14 protein-coding genes are annotated in these 16,405 nt (G+C 65.4%); 4 read left to right on the forward strand and 10 right to left on the reverse strand.

What is annotated here, in order from left to right; all coding sequences use genetic code 11:
• Position 1: 1 nt before the first annotated feature.
• Together argS and OCT39_RS02785 are read right to left on the reverse strand one after the other, a co-directional pair.
• Positions 2–1,687 carry an arginine--tRNA ligase gene (gene argS / locus OCT39_RS02780; RefSeq protein ID WP_263586178.1) on the reverse strand — a complete coding sequence of 562 codons (1,686 nt, stop codon included), beginning with the start codon at positions 1,685–1,687 and terminating at the stop codon, positions 2–4.
• A gap of 207 nt (positions 1,688–1,894) precedes the next feature.
• Positions 1,895–4,153, reverse strand: coding sequence for a primosomal protein N' (locus OCT39_RS02785; RefSeq protein WP_263586179.1), 2,259 nt, complete (start codon positions 4,151–4,153; stop codon positions 1,895–1,897).
• A gap of 156 nt (positions 4,154–4,309) precedes the next feature.
• Here OCT39_RS02785 and rpmE point away from each other — a divergent pair, with 156 nt between their 5' ends.
• Together rpmE and OCT39_RS02795 are read left to right on the forward strand one after the other, a co-directional pair.
• Positions 4,310–4,525 carry a 50S ribosomal protein L31 gene (gene rpmE, locus OCT39_RS02790; RefSeq protein ID WP_252106245.1) on the forward strand — a complete coding sequence of 72 codons (216 nt, stop codon included), beginning with the start codon at positions 4,310–4,312 and terminating at the stop codon, positions 4,523–4,525.
• Between the two features lie 328 nt (positions 4,526–4,853).
• Positions 4,854–6,125, forward strand: coding sequence for a malic enzyme-like NAD(P)-binding protein (locus tag OCT39_RS02795; RefSeq protein ID WP_263586180.1), 1,272 nt, complete (start codon positions 4,854–4,856; stop codon positions 6,123–6,125).
• 261 nt (positions 6,126–6,386) lie between these two features.
• Here the strand turns inward: OCT39_RS02795 and OCT39_RS02800 are convergent, their stop codons facing one another.
• Entirely contained in the window at positions 6,387–7,205 is an 819-nt protein-coding gene (locus OCT39_RS02800) for an acyl-CoA thioesterase (RefSeq protein WP_263586181.1), read from the reverse strand.
• Between the two features lie 66 nt (positions 7,206–7,271).
• Between OCT39_RS02800 and tadA the strand changes: the two genes are divergently transcribed.
• Both tadA and OCT39_RS02810 read left to right on the forward strand, forming a co-directional pair.
• The gene (gene tadA / locus OCT39_RS02805) at positions 7,272–7,724 is read left to right on the forward strand and encodes a tRNA adenosine(34) deaminase TadA (protein ID WP_263586182.1); all 453 of its coding nucleotides are present in this window, start codon (positions 7,272–7,274) and stop codon (positions 7,722–7,724) included.
• Between the two features lie 18 nt (positions 7,725–7,742).
• Positions 7,743–8,282, forward strand: coding sequence for a sterol desaturase family protein (locus tag OCT39_RS02810; protein ID WP_263586183.1), 540 nt, complete (start codon positions 7,743–7,745; stop codon positions 8,280–8,282).
• On the opposite strand, the gene crtB is transcribed toward OCT39_RS02810, so the two are convergent.
• The 7 genes from crtB to mltF form a co-directional block, all read right to left on the reverse strand.
• Complete coding sequence (gene crtB / locus OCT39_RS02815) at positions 8,209–9,147, reverse strand: 15-cis-phytoene synthase CrtB (RefSeq protein WP_263586184.1); 939 nt, start codon at positions 9,145–9,147, stop codon at positions 8,209–8,211. The two genes, OCT39_RS02810 and crtB, sit on opposite strands and share 74 nt — an antisense overlap.
• Positions 9,144–10,640: a phytoene desaturase gene (locus OCT39_RS02820; RefSeq protein WP_263586185.1), complete on the reverse strand. Its 1,497-nt coding sequence runs from the start codon at positions 10,638–10,640 to the stop codon at positions 9,144–9,146. Before OCT39_RS02820 ends, crtB begins: the two co-directional genes overlap by 4 nt.
• Positions 10,633–11,808, reverse strand: coding sequence for a lycopene beta-cyclase CrtY (gene crtY / locus OCT39_RS02825; RefSeq protein WP_263586186.1), 1,176 nt, complete (start codon positions 11,806–11,808; stop codon positions 10,633–10,635). The genes OCT39_RS02820 and crtY overlap by 8 nt, the downstream gene beginning before the upstream one ends.
• On the reverse strand, positions 11,792–13,084 hold the full coding sequence (locus tag OCT39_RS02830) for a glycosyltransferase (protein WP_263586187.1): 1,293 nt from the start codon (positions 13,082–13,084) through the stop codon (positions 11,792–11,794). Before OCT39_RS02830 ends, crtY begins: the two co-directional genes overlap by 17 nt.
• Before the next feature lie 22 nt (positions 13,085–13,106).
• Positions 13,107–14,018, reverse strand: coding sequence for a polyprenyl synthetase family protein (locus OCT39_RS02835; protein ID WP_263586188.1), 912 nt, complete (start codon positions 14,016–14,018; stop codon positions 13,107–13,109).
• A gap of 142 nt (positions 14,019–14,160) precedes the next feature.
• Positions 14,161–14,790, reverse strand: a complete 630-nt coding sequence (locus OCT39_RS02840; RefSeq protein ID WP_263586189.1) for a YtfJ family protein — start codon at positions 14,788–14,790, stop codon at positions 14,161–14,163.
• Between the two features lie 47 nt (positions 14,791–14,837).
• Complete coding sequence (mltF, locus tag OCT39_RS02845; RefSeq protein ID WP_263586190.1) at positions 14,838–16,277, reverse strand: membrane-bound lytic murein transglycosylase MltF; 1,440 nt, start codon at positions 16,275–16,277, stop codon at positions 14,838–14,840.
• Positions 16,278–16,405 lie beyond the last annotated feature (128 nt).

A 16,405-nucleotide genomic window follows, 5' to 3' on the forward strand; every position in this document is an offset into this window, starting at 1 on the left:
TTTACATCTCCTCCGGGGCGCTGACCCCCATGAGATCGAGCCCGTTGCGCAGCACCTGGCGGGTGGCCAGGCCCAGCGCCAAACGTGCGTTTCGGGTGGCATCATCGTCGACCATCACTTTCACCGCGTTGTAACAGGTGTGAAAGTCCGCGGCCAGATCCAGCAGGTACTGGGAGATTTGCTGCGGCTCGCGGGCGCGGGCGGCCTGCTCGACCACTTCCGGGTAGCGCGCCAGGCGATTGAGCACCGCCTTCTCCTGGTCGCTGTCTAGGCTCGCCAGATTCGCCATCGCCTGATCGAAATCGAAGGCGCGGGATTCGGCGTCGGCCTTTCTCATCATGCTGCACACGCGGGCGTGGGCGTACTGCACGTAGTAGACCGGGTTGTCGTTGGACTGCGAGCGGGCCAGGTCGATATCGAAGGTGAGCTGGGAGTCGGCCCGGCGCGCGGCGAGGAAGAAGCGCGTGGCGTCGCGGCCTACTTCGTCGATCAGATCGCGCAGCGTGACGTAGCTGCCGGCGCGCTTGGAGAGCTTCACCTCGACGCCGGAGCGGGTCACCATCACCATCTGGTGCAGTACGTAGTCCGGATAGCCCTTCGGAATGCCGACTTCCAGCGCCTGGAGACCGGCGCGTACGCGGGTGACGGTGGAGTGGTGGTCGGCGCCCTGCTCGTTGATGACGGTCTTGAAACCGCGGCTCCACTTGTCGTGGTGATACGCCACGTCCGGCAAAAAGTAGGTGTAGCCGCCGTCCTGCTTGCGCATCACGCGGTCCTTGTCATCACCGAAGTCGGTGGTGCGCAGCCACATCGCGCCGTCTTCCTCGTAGGTGTGGCCGTTGGCGACCAGTCGCTCGACGGTTTTTTCGACCTTGCCCTGCTCGTAGAGCGACGATTCGAGAAAGTAGACGTCGAACGCTACGCCAAAGGCCTTGAGGTCCAGATCCTGCTCGCGGCGAAGCCAGGCAACAGAAAAATCGCGAATGGCGTCGAGATTCTCCGGGTCCGCCTTGCCGGTCACTTCCCGGTCGTCGGCGGAGACGGTCTTGCCGGCCAGGTAGTCCTGGGCAACGTCGTTGATGTAGTCGCCGCGGTAGCCGTCTTCGGGCCAGCTTGCGTCGTCCGGGCCAAGCCCTTTGGCGCGGGCCTGCACGGAAAGGGCCAGATTCTGGATCTGGGCGCCGGCGTCGTTGTAGTAGAACTCGCGGGTGACGTCATACCCTGTGGCCTCGAGAAGCCGGCACAGGCAGTCGCCGATGGCGGCGCCCCGGCCGTGGCCAACGTGCAAGGGGCCGGTCGGGTTGGCAGAGACGAACTCGACCTGGACCTTTTCGCCCTGGCCGACGAGGCTTCGCCCAAAGGCGTCGCCGGCGTCGAGCACCTGCGCGATGATCTGTGCGGCGGCGTCCGTGGCGGCAAAGAAGTTGATGAAACCGGGGCCGGCGATCTCGGTGTTGGCGATCGAGTCGCTTTCGGGCAGCGCCTCGAGGAGCTTCTCGGCGAGCTCGCGCGGCTTGAGGCCTGCGGGTTTGGCCAACATCAGCGCGAGGTTGGTGGCGTAATCGCCGTGGGCCTTGTCTTTGGTCGGGTCGATCTTGATCGTCGGGGTCAGATCAACAGGCAGCACGCCCTGATGCTTTAGCGCATCGATGGCGCCCTGGAGCAGGGAGGTGATCGTCTCTTTCATTTGAATATCCGAAATTTTGGGTGGCGGCGTGTGCGTTTAATCGTGCGCGTTCGGTAAAAAGGGGCGGTCGATGTTGACGTTTGAGAGCATCGACGCAAAAAGGCCCGGTACACATAAAACCGCCATTATCGGCAATTGGCGCTCACTTTCAAAGCCGTATCGGGTTCGAAAGCGAGCACTCGTCGCCTTGTTTGGGCTTGCCAGCGTCTACGCCAGCGTCTGCGGGTCGATGTCGATCGACCAGCGCACGCTGCGCGCCTCGCGGTGGGCGTCCAGCCACTGGACCAGGTAGTTGGCCGCAGCGTGGCGCTGGCTGCGCTTGTCGGCGGCGATCAGCACGTGCACGTGGTAGCGATTTTGGCGCCGCTCCATCGGCGCGGGCACCGGCCCCAGGCAGCGCGCCTGCACGTTGGCTACCTTGAGCCACTCTCTCAGCGCCTGGGCGGCGTCTTGTGCAAGCGAAAGCGCGGCCGGCTCCTTCGGGCTCTCAAAGCGTAACAGCGCCATGAAGCCAAACGGCGGCAGCTTGGCCAGCCGCCGCTCTTCGAGCAGGTTGCGCGCCAGCGCCCCGTAGCCGTGCTCGGCCAGCTGGCCAAGGTGCGGGTCGTCCGGATGCAGGGTTTGCACCAGCACCCGGCCCGGGTGGGCGGCGCGTCCGGCGCGCCCAGCCACCTGCTCGAGCAGTTGGGCGCTGTGCTCGAGCGCGCGAAAGTCCGCGCTGTAGAGCCCGCCGTCGGCGTTGATCACCACCACGAGCGTGACGTGGGGCAGGTGATGGCCCTTGGCGAGCATCTGGGTGCCGACCAGAATGCACGGCTCGCCGCGGTGAACCTGCTTGAGCACCTGGTCGAAGCTGTCCTTACGCCGGGTGCTGTCGCGGTCGATGCGATGGATCGTGGTGTCGGGAAAAAGCCCCGTCAGCGTCTCCTCGGTGCGCTCGGTGCCGGCGCCGAGCGCGCGCAAATCGCCGCTGCCACACTCGGGGCAGGCGTCCGGCAGCGCCCGGCGGCTGTCGCAGTGGTGGCAAGCCAGCAGCGGCGGCTGGCGGTGCAGCGTCATGCGCGCGTCGCACTGGTGGCAGTCCGCCATCCAGCCGCAGCCGTGGCAGGCAAGCCTGGGGGCGAAGCCGCGCCGGTTGATGAACACCAGCACCTGCTTGCCGGCAGCCAGGGTCGACGTGATCGCCTTGAGCGCGCCGGGTAGCAGCCCGCCCTGGCGGCGCTGATGACGAAGATCCAGAAGTTCGAGTTTGGCCGGTGGGTGGCGGCTCGGGCGCTGGGTGAGGCGCAGGTGGCGGTAGTCGCCGGCCAGCGCGCGCTGAAGGCTCTCGAGCGACGGCGTGGCGCTGCCCAGCAGCAGCGGAATCTGGTGATGGTGGGCGCGGGCCACGGCCAAATCGCGGGCGTGGTAGCGAAGCCCGTCGTGCTGCTTGTAGGAGCCGTCGTGCTCCTCGTCGACGATGATCACCCCGGGTTTGGCCAGCGGCGTGAAGATCGCCGAGCGGGTGCCGATCACGATCAGCGCGCGCCCGTCGGCGGCGGCCTCCCAGGCGTCCATGCGCTCGGCGTCGTTGAGCCCGGAGTGCAGCGCCACCACGGGTACATTGAAGCGGCTTTTAAAGCGCGAAAGCGTTTGCGGGGTCAGGCCGATCTCCGGCACCAGCACCAGCGACTGTTTGCCCCTGGCGGCGACCGCCTCGATCAGCTGCAGATAGATTTCGGTCTTGCCGCTGCCAGTGACGCCTTCCAGCAGGCAGGGGTGGTAGCCGTTCAGGTTTTCGTGCAGCGCGGCCAGCGCCGCTGCCTGCTCGCGGTTGAGCGCAAGCGACGGCGTGGCGAGCAGATTTGACGCGGTGTCAGCCCGCCGGCCTGCCTGGCGGGCAAGCTCCGTTGAGGTGATTAGCCCCTTGCGGGCAAGCGCGTTGAGTTGCTCTTTGGTATAGCCGTGGGCGCTGATTGCCTGGGTCGGCAGGCCGTGAGCGTGCTGGCGCAAAAGCGCGTAAAGCTCGGCCTGTTTGGGGGCATTTTTAAGTGAGTCCGGCGTTTGCTCGCCGACGGCCTGCCACTGGGTAAAGGTGCGCCCGGCCATGGGGTAGCCCTGGCGCAGTCTTGCCGGCATGGCCAGCTGCATGGTGTCGCCCAGACCGTGCTGGTAGTAGCGCGCGGTGAAGTGGCAAAGCCACTGCCAGTCCTCCGGCAGCGGCGCCTCATCGAGCACTTCGGAAATCGGTTTTAACTTTTCGCGGGGCAGTGTGCTTCGATCGAGCAAATTGATCACGACACCCACAACGTCGCGCCGACCAAACGGTACGCGCACGCGAAGTCCCGGCTGCCAGCCGCCGGCCGGTGGCTCGCGGCCGGGCAGGTAGTCAAACAGCTGACGCAGCGGCGAGGGCAGGGCCACCTGAAGCGCGCCGGGGGCCGTGGGCGCCTTTGGAGCGGGCGTTGAAGAAACGGGAACGGGCAATTGGCCTCCGGCGTAAAAGTTGCTAGAATATGCGCCCGCTACACGTTTTACCAACCCGGTTTTATGTGAGCGACTATCCGGTTAAGCAGTTATTTCAACCCCCTATGCGGTGCCTGGCAACGGATCAGGTGGCGGCATAAGCGAGTGAGGTTCACGATGAAACAAGGTATTCACCCGAATTACAACACGGTCACCGCGACGTGTTCTTGTGGCAACGCCTTCCAGGTGGGTTCGACTTCTGGTCAGGACTTCTCTCTGGACGTGTGCTCCAACTGCCACCCGTTCTACACGGGCAAGCAGAAGCAAGCGACCACCGGTGGCCGCGTAGAGCGCTTCAACAAGCGCTTCGGTGCTGCCATGAAGCGCGGCTAAAACGCCCGCTTGCCGGCACTCACGTGCCGGGTGCCAAAGACCCACGCTTCGGCGTGGGTTTTTTTATGCTCACGTACTCGTGCCCACGAACTGATGCCTGCGAGATAATGAAAAATTTTTCCATAAATGCTGCGGCGCATCAATAAGTAAAGCGTTATGGCTCACGCTCTTCGTTATAAGTTCTACCAAATAGAGCTTAAAAGTTTCCATAGTTAGTCAACGTGTAGCCAAATGTCGAAATCAAGAGTCGAGTTGACGGCGCTTGAGGGTCTTCGGCTTTTTCTATACTCTTGAAGCACTTTTCAACTTTAGGATAACGGATTTGACCATGACAGACGCGAACCGGCAGGCAGCGCTCGACTATCACGCCAACCCCATTCCAGGAAAGCTATCGGTCGAGTTAACCAAGTCCACCGCCACCGCTCGTGATCTGTCGCTGGCTTACAGCCCGGGCGTGGCGGAGCCGGTACGCGAAATCGCCGCCGATGCGGAAAACGCCTACCGCTACACCGGCAAGGGCAATCTGGTCGCCGTCATTTCCGACGGCAGCGCCATTCTGGGCCTGGGCAACCTGGGGCCGCTGGCCAGCAAACCGGTCATGGAAGGCAAGGGGGTGCTGTTCAAGTGCTTCGCCGGCATCAACTCAGTGGACATCGAGGTCGACGCCGAGAATCCGCAGGCGTTCATCGACACCGTGGCGCGCATCGCTGATACCTGGGGCGGCATCAACCTGGAGGACATCAAGGCACCGGAGTGTTTCGAGATCGAAAAGGCGCTGATCGAGCGCTGTTCGATTCCGGTCTTCCACGACGATCAGCACGGCACGGCGATCGTCACCGCCGCGGGCATGCTCAACGCTCTGGAGATCGCCGGCAAGCGCATCGAGGACGTCAACATCGTCTGCATGGGCGCAGGGGCCGCGGCGATCGCCTGCATGCGTCTTCTGATCAGCTGCGGCGCAAGCGCCGAGAACCTGGTGATGCTCGACCGGCGCGGCGTGATTCATAGTGGGCGCGAAAACATCAACGAGTACAAGGCGGAATTCGCTCGCGACACCGAGATGCGCACCCTCGATGACGCCATCGACGGCGCCGACGTCTTCATCGGCCTCTCTGGCCCCGGTCTTTTGAGCGCCGAGCAGGTCAAGAAGATGGCCGCCGATCCGGTCATCTTTGCCTGCACCAACCCGGACCCTGAGATCCACCCGGACGTCGCCCGCGAGGCGCGCCCGGACGTGATCATGGCCACCGGCCGCTCGGATTTTCCCAATCAGGTCAACAATGTACTGGGCTTTCCGTTCATCTTCCGCGGGGCTTTGGACGTGCGCGCCACGCGCATCAACGAGGCGATGAAGCTCGCCGCGGTGCATGCGCTGAAGGATTTGGCCCGCGAGCCGGTGCCGGAAGAGGTGCTCAACGCCTACGAGCGCACCGAGATGAGCTTCGGACGCGAGTACATCATCCCTACACCGGTAGACGTGCGCCTTCTAGAGCGCGTCTCCGCCGCCGTCGCTCGGGCCGCCGTGGATTCGGGGGTGGCGCGCAAGCCGTATCCGGCGCACTATCCGCTGAAAACGATCAATAACGTGTACGGCGGCTAGAAAAGCTTTCGAACAGATCGACAAAGCCCGTCATTGACGGGCTTTTTTTGATTGAAGGGCTGTGGAGCCCCTCCAATATACTTGCGCCCAGAAGCAAACCTGAGCGAGGGTCTTTCGCCATTGCCGAAGATTGCTCCTGCATATTCGGCATTCCCGCCATCCATGGCGGTCAGATGGCGAAAGTAGCCTACAAGGACGTATTCATGGCGCCCCCGCGCAGGGTTGCTTCTGGGCCCACCAACCGCGATCCTTTTCAACGAATCAGGCCTGGGGATAGCGTGTCAGCCCTTCCTGGGCGGTGGAGGCAACGAGCCGCCCCTGGCGGTCGAAAATGCTGCCGCGGGCCAAGCCTCGGGCGCTGCCGGCCCAGGGCGAGTCGATGGAGTAGAAGAGCCACTCGTCGACGCGGGTGTCCTGGTGCAGCCACAGCGCGTGATCGAGGCTTGCGATACGAAGCTTCGGGTCGCCGAACTCGACCCCGTGGGGAATCAGCCCGGTGGTCAAGAGGTTGAAGTCCGACGAGTAGGAGAGCAGGTGGCGGTGAAGCGCCGGGTCCTCGGGAAGCTTTCCCTTGATGCGAAACCAGAGCCCACGCCCGGCCGGCGCCGCCGGGCTTGGGTTGTGGTCCAAATGCAGAAACTCGATCGGGTGGCCGGGGAAGCGCTCGTGCTTGACGTTGCCCTCTTCGATCAGCGTTTCCGGGGCCGGCACGTCGGGCATGGTGAGCTGGTGGGTAAACCCCGCTTCCGGGCTTTGAAACGAGGCGCTACAGAAAAAGATCGGCCGGCCCTTCTGGATCGCGGTGACGCGGCGGGTGGTGAAGCTGCCGCCGTCGCGCACGTTGTCCACCTGGTAGACCACCGGGCGGTGCGGGTCGCCCGGGCGCAGAAAGTAGCCGTGCTGGGAGTGGGGCAGGCGCTCGGGCTCCACGGTGCGAGACGCCGCCGCCAGGGCCTGGCCGAGCACCTGGCCGCCGTAGAGCTGGGGGAAGCCCAGGTCCTGGCTCTGGCCGCGAAACAGCGTCTCCTCCAGGGGCTCGAGATCCAGCAGATTCAGTAGCGTCTTCAGCGCGTCGTTCATTCTCGGTATCCTATGGCGTTTAGCCGCTTTCTCGATCGACTGGCTACCTTAGCGGAGTTCGCCCCGATGCGCAGCGACGAATTTTACATGTACCGGGCGTTGGATCAGGCGCACCGGGCGGCCGCCGCCGGCGAGGTGCCGGTAGGCGCGGTGGTGGTCGACCCACAAGGCGAGATCATCGGGGCCGCCCACAACGCCCCGGTCGAAAGCCGTGACCCCAGCGCCCACGCGGAAATTCGCGCGCTGCGCGCGGCAGGCGAGGCGCTTGGCAACTATCGCCTTGACGGCTGCACCCTGTATGTCACATTGGAGCCCTGTATGATGTGCGCCGGCGCCATGGTCCACGCGCGCATCCAAAGGCTGGTCTACGCCGCCGCCGAGCCGCGCACCGGCATGGTCGAATCGAAGGCCAACCTGCTCGCTCAGCCCTGGTTCAATCACCGCGTCGAGGTCGAGGCGGGCGTATTGGCCGGCGCTTCGAAAAAGCTCCTGAAGGCGTTCTTTGCAGAGCGCCGCTAACCCGCCCAAGGAGGCACGATGCACGTGCTGCTCAATACGCTGATCGTGGTGCTCACCGTCGCCTGCATGGAAGTGGTGGCCACACTCGCCCACAAGTACATCATGCACGGCTTTGGCTGGGGCTGGCACCGCTCGCACCACGAGCCGCGCACCGGCTGGTTCGAGCGCAACGACCTTTACGCGGTCGTCTTCGCGCTACTCGCCATCGTGCTGATCGCCTACGGCACCGCCGGCGCGTGGCCGCTGCAGTGGATCGGTGCCGGCATGACCGCCTACGGGGTGATCTACTTCGTGCTTCACGACGGCCTCGTGCATAAGCGCTGGCCGTTCAGCCTGATTCCCCGGCGCGGCTACATGAAGCGTCTTTACAAGGCTCATCGGCTGCATCACGCGGTGAAGGGCCGCCACGGTGGCGTGTCGTTTGGCTTCATCTATGCCCCGCCGGTGGAGACGCTCGAGGCCACGCTGCGACGCCGTAAGGCCGCTAGCGCGGGCGCTGCCAAAGGCTCATCGAGCGAGGCGTCGAGCTCCGCCGAGCGCGAGAACCCAGCGCGCTAGCCCCGCCGGCCAGCAAAAGCGCGACTTTTTCACTTCGCCCGGTACTTTGACGCCCATTCCAGGCGAGTTTGCCCGCGCGAGTCACCTTCACACCGATTTTGCGATACACCCCGAGCGCGGTGGCGATCGCCCAGGCCGAGCGCAGCGGCAGCCGCTCGATGCCGATGCGCGCCGAGGCGTAGTAGGGCTCCGCCGCCGCGATCAAACGCTTGGAGACGCGCGCAAGCGCCTCGCGCTGGCTCGGGTCGAGAATGTCCTCGGCGCTCAAGCCCTCCTCACGCAGCCACTCCCCGGGCGCATAGCAGCGCCCCGCCTCGGCGTCCTCGACGATGTCGCGGGCGATATTGGTCAGCTGAAAGCCGAGTCCCAAATCGCAGGCGCGATCGAGTACCGCCTCGTCGCGCACGCCCATCACGCGGGCCATCATCAGCCCGACCACGCCGGCCACGTGGTAGCAGTAGCGCAGCGTGTCATCCAGGGTTTCATAACGCTCGTCGCGCACGTCCATGGCGTAGCCTTCCAGGTGATCGAAGGCCTGGGAGGGCGGAATGTCGTGGGTCAGCGCCACTTCCTGGAAGGCGGCGAAGGCGGGCTCCTCCATCGGCTCGCCTTTGAAGGCGCGCGCGGTCTGGGCCTTGAGCTCGGCCAGGCGCGCCTCGCTCTGCGCTTTTTGCTCGCCTTCCGAGGGCGCGTTGTAAAAGCCCAGGGTCTGGTCGTCGATCACGTCGTCACAGTGGCGACACCAGGCGTAGAGCATCAGCGCGGCGCGGCGGGTGGCGGGGTCGAACAGTTTCGAGGCGCTGGCGAAGCTCTTCGAGCCCGCCGCCATGGTCACCGTGGCATGATCGAGCAGCGCCTCGCTCATGCGTTTTCCTTCTCTGACGTTAGCCGCTCCACCATCAACCCGGCGGTCGCCTTGGCGGAGCCGATCACCCCGGGAATGCCCGCGCCCGGGTGGGTACCGGCGCCGACCAGATACAGGTTGTCGATCTGGCTGTCCAGGTTGTGCGGGCGAAACCAGGCGCTCTGGGTCAGAATCGGCTCGATCGAGAACGCCGAGCCCTGGTGGGCGCCGAGCGTATCGCGAAAATCGAACGGCGTGAACGTGCGGTGGGTGACGAGCTGGCTTCTCAAGCCCGGCATGTAGTGCTTCTCCAGATAGTCGAAGATGCGCTCGCGCAGCTTCGGCCCTTCGACGTCCCAATCGAGCGCGGCGGTGCCCAGATGTGGCACCGGCGCCAGCACGTAGTAGCTGCCGCAGCCTTCGGGGGCAAGCGAGGGGTCGGTGACACACGGTGCGTGCAGGTAGAGCGAGAAATCCTCGGCCAGCTCATCGCTGTTGAAGATTTCATCGATCAGCTCGCGATAGCGCGGCCCGAAGCAGACCGTGTGGTGGGCGAGCTGAGTGTGGTTGTGATCGAGGCCAAAGTAGAGCACGAACAGCGAGTTGCTCATGCGCTTGCCCTTGAGCTTTTTGGCTCGCTTCGCCCCTACTGGGTGGTGGCCGAGGAGTTTTTCGTAGGTGTGCACTACGTCGGCATTCGACGCCACGGCCCGCGCCGGGATTTCGCGGCCATCGGCAAGCGTCACGCCGCGGGCGCGGTTGCCCTGCATCTCGATACGCTCGACCTTGGCGTTGACCAGTATCTCGCCGCCGAGGTCCTCAAACAGCTTCGCCATGCCCTTGACCAGCGCGCCGGTGCCGCCACGGGGAAACCACACGCCCCATTTGCGCTCCAGCGCGTGGATCAGCGTGTAGATCGACGAGGTGGCAAACGGATTGCCGCCGACCAGCAGCGAGTGAAACGAGAACGCCTGGCGCAGGTGCTCGTCCTCGATGTACTGCGATACCTTGGCGTAAACGCTCTTCCAGGCCTGCAGTTTGGCAAGCTGGGGGGCGGCGCGCAGCATGTCGCGAAAGCTCAAAAACGGCACCGTGCCGAGCTTGACGTAGCCCTCGTCGAACACCGCCTTCGAGTAGTCGAGAAAGCGGTGGTAGCCCTCGACGTCTTTTGGGTTGAAGTGATTGATCTGGCGCTCGAGGCTTGCCTGGTCGTTGTCGTAATCGAACACCTCGCCGGACTCCCAGCAAAGCCGGTAGAACGGCGTGACGGGTAAGAGCTCGACGTACTCGTCGATCGATTTACCGGCAAGCGTGAAAAGCTCCTCGAGGGCGCTCGGGTCGGTGATCACCGTGGGGCCGGCGTCAAACACGAAGCCTTCGTCCTCGTACACGTAGGCACGCCCGCCGGGCTTGTCGCGGCTTTCCAGAAGCAACGCCGGAATGCCCGCGGCCTGCAGGCGAATGGCCAGCGCCAGGCCGCCAAAGCCCGCGCCAATTACGATCGTTTTACTCATCTTTAAAAGCTCGCAGCCGAGGGGTTTGTTTAAGCACGGCCGGGATGGCCTCGCGCACCGGCACCGGGGGCTTGCCGGAGACGATGCGCGCCTTGTCCAAAAGCGTGGGCCGACCGGCGTAGAAGCGCTCGATCAAACCGTCGTTCAGCGTGTAGAAGCGCTGCATGACCTGCCAGCGCCGGCCCGGTTGGCCTGCCAGAAACAGCATGCGGTTGAGCATGCGAAAAAACCGCTGCTGCCGCCAGCGCCGCCTCGCGAAATCTTCGATCAGCTGGAACAGCGACGCGGCGTCGAAATGCGTCTGCGCGGCGATCTCGTCTGCCAGCGCCACCGCGTGGGGCAGCGAGTAGCCGGTGGTGGCGTGAAAGAGCCCGGCACGCAGCCCGCTTCTGGGCTGGTTCTGGGCCGCCTGCCAGAAGGCGTCGATGTCGCCGTCCAGGGTGATCGGCAGATGGCCGTGCTCTTCGCGCTCCAGCGTTTCGAGCGCCCAGCCCTGACGCTCTGCGTAGGCGGCAAGGTTGTCGCGGGCCAGCGCCGGGTCCAAATCCGCCGCGTCGACGTAGTGGGTGTCCTCGATCAGAAGCGTCCGGTCATCGAGCGGCAGGCTGTAGACGAAGCGGTAGCCGCCCTGTTGATCAACGGTGGCGTCCATCATGATCGGCCGGGTCAGCCCGTGGGGCGTTTTGATCCGCCACTGCTGGCCCAGAAACGACTGATAGCCGATGGTCAGGTGCGGCGACGCTTGTGGGCCGCGCCCGTCGATCACCGCGGCCGCTGTGAGCGCCGTGCCGTCTTCGAGCGTCACGCCGGTCGGGGTGACGGTGGCAACGCGGGTATCTGTCAAAAGCCGCTCGCCGAGATCATCCTCGAGCACCTTCGCAAAGCGCTCGGCGGTCACGCTCAGGTAGTCGCTTTTTAGATGCCGGCTGAACGCGGGAAAGCGCACCTCGTAGCCGGGCCAGCGATGCGCCACGAATGGCTCAATCCAGGCGTGCTGCTCAGAACTCAAATCGTGCTGGTGAAACGACCAGGTGTGGTTGCCGCCGGGGCGGGAGCCGGATTCGATCACCAGCACGTCGAGGTTCGGGTGGCGCTTGCCAAGCCGCCAGGCGATCAGGGCGTTGGCCAGCCCCGCGCCGACGAGAATGAGATCATACGACTGCTTCATGGGCGCTCTCCGTGTAAACCGGGCGGTGCGTGGTCAGCGCCTGCTCGGCGATGGCGGCGGCTTTGTCAGCCCCGCCGGCGGCGCGAAGCGGCGCCTGAAGCGCGGTGAGCCGTTCACGATAATCAAACGCGTCGAGCCGGGCGAGCTTTTGCGCAAGTGTCGCCGGGCGCGAGAAGTTGAAGGCGCGCTCGCCAAGGCCGTGATACAGCACCCGCGCCGCCACGCCTGGCTGGTCGAAGGCCAGCGGCACGACCAGCATCGGCGTGGTGGTGTCGATGGCATCGACCACGGTGTTGAGCCCGCCGTGGGTGATGACCGCCTCACTGCGGGCAAGCGCTTCGCGCTGGTCGACGAAACCGACCGCCGCGGTGGCCCCAGCGCGCACAAGCGCCGCTTCCTGCGCGTCATTCAGCTTGCCACAGTGAGCGATCAACAGCGCCTTGCCCTGACGGCGGCACGCGCGGGCGATCTTCTTGAACAGTCCAAAGCGGTGGCCCTGCAGCGTGCCGAGCGAGGCGAACACGAAGCGCTTTGGAAGCGCCAGCGCCTCCAGGGGTTGGTGGCGGGCGCCGGCGTTTGGCAGGCGCAGCGGGCCGACGGCGTGGAAGGTGTCGGGAAGCGCGGTACGGGGGAAATCGAAGGCGAGCGGCGTCTGGCTGATCTGGGCAAGCGGTGACAGGCACTCGTGAAGCCCGCGGCGCGGCGACAGCCCGAAGGCGTGGGCGTGGCGCTCGACGACCTTCGCGTGGCGGCCCATCATTTGATCGTAAATGCGCTCGCTGGTGGCGTACATGCCGCGGGCTCGCTCAGACTCTGCCAGGCGAAACGGCATCACCGGCAGCGGAAGGCCCGCCTCGCGGTTGACCGGCAGCGCGCAAGCCACCGACACGAACGGCAAACCGAGCCCCTCGGCGACCAGGGCGCCTGCGGGCTCCATCTGATCGGCGATCACGCCGTCGATGCCGAGCGCCTCAAAGGCGGCGGGCAGCTCGCGGCAGAGCATGTCAGTGGTCTCGGCCAAATCGCGAATCATGGCGAAGAGCCCGGCGCCGGAAGGGCTTGCCAGCCGCTCGAGCGTGCGCGCCATGCGCCCTTCGGGGTGGCTTTGTTGACCGACGGCGAAAAAGCCGATGCCCGGCTCGCTGACCAGCGGCCGAGCGTCGGCCTGATGAACGAACGTGACCCGGTGGCCGCGGGCGATCAGGCCGGCACCAAGCGCCTCAAGCGCCTTGACGTGGCTGTAAAGCGCCGGGGCCACGATGGCGAAGTGGCTCATGAGGGCGCTCCTTCCGGCCGGCTCAAGGCGCGCCGATCACGGCGAGCTGCTGGTGAAACCAGCCCTGCACGAAGGCGCGGGTGCGCCCGCCCGTGGGGCAGGCGGCGGCCAGGTGCGTGTCGGCGCGGGCCAGGTGAGCGTCCAGGCGCTCGCGCACGGCGCGCTCGCCAAGCGTTGCCACCAGCGTCGACTTGCCGATGTCCTGATGAAGATCCTTGCCGGTGCCCATCACACCGTCGGCCAAATCGTCGATCAATTGAAAGGCCTGACCGAGATCTTCGGCGAACAGCGCAAGCGCCTTTTGGGCGTGCTCGTCGGCGTTGGCCGCCAGGCCTGCCAGTGACAGCGTGGCGCTAAAGAGCTTGCTGGTCTTGAGGTCGTTGGTGGCGAGAATCGCATCGACGCTGCGCGCGCCGGCGCCTTCGCTCAAATCCAGAAACTGTCCCTCGACCAGCCCCTGAAGGCCCACCGCGCGAGCAAGCGTCGAGACCGCCGTCGCGCGGCGTTCGCTTTCAAGCCCGGGCGCCTCGGCGGCGATGGCGTAGGCGTGGCTCAACAGCGCCACCGCCGCCAGAATGGCGACGCTTTCACCGAACTGGCGATGAATGGTGGGGCGGCCGCGGCGAAGCTCGGCGTTATCCATGCAGGGAATGTCGTCGAGAATCAGGGACGCCGCGTGGATCATCTCCACCGCGCAGGCGAGATCGAGCAGGCCGTCGGTGTCGGCGTCGGCCGTCAGGTCCTGGGCGGTCAGCAGCAGCAGCAGCGGGCGAATCCGCTTGCCCGGGGCCAGGGTGGCCTCGCGCATCGCGCGGGCGACCCGCTCGCTCTCGGGGGCCGCCGGCAGGCGCTCGTCGAGTCGCCGCTCCAGAGCCGCGCGTAGCGCCTCGATCGGGTCTCGGTGGCTTGTCAGTTGGTCGGCGTCGGCATTCATCAAAGCGGTCCCTGGCGTTTCGTTGTTCGTGGCCATCGTTTTATATCAAGCGGCGAGCACGCAGCGCCGTGCTCGCCAAGGCCTGCGCTCATCGAAGGCCATCATGAAAAAGGTTTTAACATCAACGGACAGTGCTTGAAAGTCACTGTCCGTTCTGGCCGAGCACATGGGCGTCGAATCTGCCCGGCTCGGGCTCGCTTGAGTCGAGCATCGCGTGGAGAAGGTCCATGACGTGGTTGACCTCATAGAGCGTCAGCGGCCCGTCCTTGGCAAAACGCACGCGCCCGGCGGCGTCGTGGACGATGACCGCCGAGCCGCCCCGCTCGAGATTCCAGGCGCTCTGTACCGCGCTCTGGTCGTCCACCACGAACTGCACCTCGGGGACGTCGCGCTTGCTGCCCTCGACGCTTTTGCGCACGAACATCGCGCTCCCGAAGACCGCATCGTCGGTGTTGACGATGGTGGTGGTCTGAAAGCGCTCGTCGGGAAACCGGGCGGCCTCGATCGCCTCAATGATCGGCGCGTTCAGGTCCTTGGCCGAGAGCCTGCCGGCGACGTGCAGCACCACGCCGACGCTTCCGGCCAGCGCGCTGGTGTCCCAAACCTGGTAGCGAAGCGCGCCCTCGTCGAGCACCACTTCCCCGCGGTCCGCCACGCGCACCGGCGCCGGGGGCTCGCCGGTCTCGAAGGCGAAGGCGGGGGTGAGCGCTGTCGCGACCCAGAGCGCGGCGGCGGTCAGCCCGGCCGCGGTTGAGATGAAGCGGTTTCGCATGGTGCTCTCCCTGGGGCAAGCGGCCCCGGTGCGGGTGGTCGGTGTCGTCAAGGCGATGCGCCGGTCTGGGCAAGGCCGGTCTGGCCGAGCTGGAAAAACTGCTGGCGGCTGCGCTCGACGTAGCTCAGCATCTCGTAATAGCGGCGAATGTTGCGCACGTAGATTACCGGCTCCCCGCCGCGGGCGAAGCCGTAGCGGGTCTGGCTGTGCCAGCGGCGCTGCTGTAAAAGCGGCAGCGCCTCGCGCACGTCTGCCCACAGGTTCGGGTCGCCGCCGCGCATTTGGGCGATGTCGCGGGCATCGAGCAGGTGCCCAAGCCCCACGTTGTAGGCGGCCATGGCCATGTAGAGGCGGTTGTCGCCGAGGATCTCCTCGGGCAGGCGCTCCATGAGGCTTCTCAAATAGCGCGCGCCGCCGTCGATGCTCTGCGCCGGGTCGCGCCGGTTTTGCACGCCGAGGTCGCTGGCCGTGGGCAGGGTCAGCATCATCACCCCGCGCACGCCGGTGGGCGATACCGCGTCCGCGTCCCAGTGGGACTCCTGATAGCCCACCGCCGCCAGCAGCTTCCAGTCAAAGCCGGTCTCCAGGGCGGCGCGTTTGAACAGCGGCGCGAACTCCGGCAGGCGCTGGTCCAGGTGGCTCAAAAAGGTCCGCGTGCCGACGTACTCCAGATAGTCGTCGTGGCCGAAGTAGCGGCTAATCAGGCGCTCGAGCGCGCCGTTTTCACGCTGCTCGTCCAGAAAGCGGTCAGCGGCCTCCAGAAGCCCGAGCCCCTGGCCCGCGGGCAGCGCCCAGACCAGCGAGCGCGGCTCGCCCACGGCGAAGCCGCGCTCGACGTTGGGGAAAAACAGGCGGTTGACGCGAAACTGGTGATCGAAAATCACCGCAGCGTCGAGCTCCTCGTTTTCGACCATCGCCAGAAGCTCGGCGATTTCGCTGCCCTCCAGCGCCTGCCACTCGAGCTCGGGAAGCGTGTCCTTGAGCGTTTCGAGCATCTGCTCGGTGCCCGAGGCGCTGAGCGTGCCTACCGTCAGCCCTTCCAGGTCGGCGGGGCCGTTGATGGCGTAGAGCCCCCGGCGATACACCACCAGCGGCTGCATGTCGATGATCGGCCGTGTGTAGTGAAGCCCTGGCGTATTGGGGGAAAGCGGCAGGGCGGCGGCGCCGATATCGCCCTGGCCGCGCACCGCGTCGAGCACCTCGTCTGGTGAGTGGCGCGCGTCGAGATTCAAGCTCACGCCCAGGTACTCGGCAAACCGATGTAGAAGCTCGTATTCGAAGCCGGTCGGCCCCTGGCGGCCCTCGAAGTAGGTCGTGGGCGTGGTACGGGTGTGTGCGGTGATGAAGTCCTTTTCCAGTACGCGGTCCAGGTGCTCGTGCGGCGTTTTGCCGGCGCCGGCGGGGACCAGCGTCAGCCAGACAATGCTGATGACGGCCCAATAAAGGCGGTAGTGGGCGAGAAAATGTCGGCAGTACAGTGTCGGCATGGCGCGGGGTCGGTGTAAAACAGGCAGTCACCATACCCAGCCCGATAGACGCTGTCACCTTGTCGATTTCGTATCAAAGCCGCTTTCCAGTATCATGTGCGCCTGTCGCACTGCGGCTTGGTGATTTC

The organism is Halomonas sp. GD1P12, assembly GCF_025725645.1.
Classification (GTDB): domain Bacteria; phylum Pseudomonadota; class Gammaproteobacteria; order Pseudomonadales; family Halomonadaceae; genus Vreelandella.

What these genes read in the sequence shown, in the direction of transcription:
- OCT39_RS02795 (WP_263586180.1), top strand. Translation starts at nt 4,854, where the DNA reads ATGACAGACGCGAACCGGCAGGCAGCGCTCGACTATCACGCCAACCCC.
- argS (WP_263586178.1), bottom strand. Translation starts at nt 1,687, where the DNA reads ATGAAAGAGACGATCACCTCCCTGCTCCAGGGCGCCATCGATGCGCTA.
- OCT39_RS02830 (WP_263586187.1), bottom strand. Translation starts at nt 13,084, where the DNA reads ATGAGCCACTTCGCCATCGTGGCCCCGGCGCTTTACAGCCACGTCAAG.
- OCT39_RS02810 (WP_263586183.1), top strand. Translation starts at nt 7,743, where the DNA reads ATGCACGTGCTGCTCAATACGCTGATCGTGGTGCTCACCGTCGCCTGC.
- OCT39_RS02835 (WP_263586188.1), bottom strand. Translation starts at nt 14,018, where the DNA reads ATGAATGCCGACGCCGACCAACTGACAAGCCACCGAGACCCGATCGAG.
- mltF (WP_263586190.1), bottom strand. Translation starts at nt 16,277, where the DNA reads ATGCCGACACTGTACTGCCGACATTTTCTCGCCCACTACCGCCTTTAT.
- crtY (WP_263586186.1), bottom strand. Translation starts at nt 11,808, where the DNA reads ATGAAGCAGTCGTATGATCTCATTCTCGTCGGCGCGGGGCTGGCCAAC.
- OCT39_RS02800 (WP_263586181.1), bottom strand. Translation starts at nt 7,205, where the DNA reads ATGAACGACGCGCTGAAGACGCTACTGAATCTGCTGGATCTCGAGCCC.
- tadA (WP_263586182.1), top strand. Translation starts at nt 7,272, where the DNA reads ATGCGCAGCGACGAATTTTACATGTACCGGGCGTTGGATCAGGCGCAC.
- OCT39_RS02840 (WP_263586189.1), bottom strand. Translation starts at nt 14,790, where the DNA reads ATGCGAAACCGCTTCATCTCAACCGCGGCCGGGCTGACCGCCGCCGCG.
- crtB (WP_263586184.1), bottom strand. Translation starts at nt 9,147, where the DNA reads ATGAGCGAGGCGCTGCTCGATCATGCCACGGTGACCATGGCGGCGGGC.
- rpmE (WP_252106245.1), top strand. Translation starts at nt 4,310, where the DNA reads ATGAAACAAGGTATTCACCCGAATTACAACACGGTCACCGCGACGTGT.
- OCT39_RS02820 (WP_263586185.1), bottom strand. Translation starts at nt 10,640, where the DNA reads ATGAGTAAAACGATCGTAATTGGCGCGGGCTTTGGCGGCCTGGCGCTG.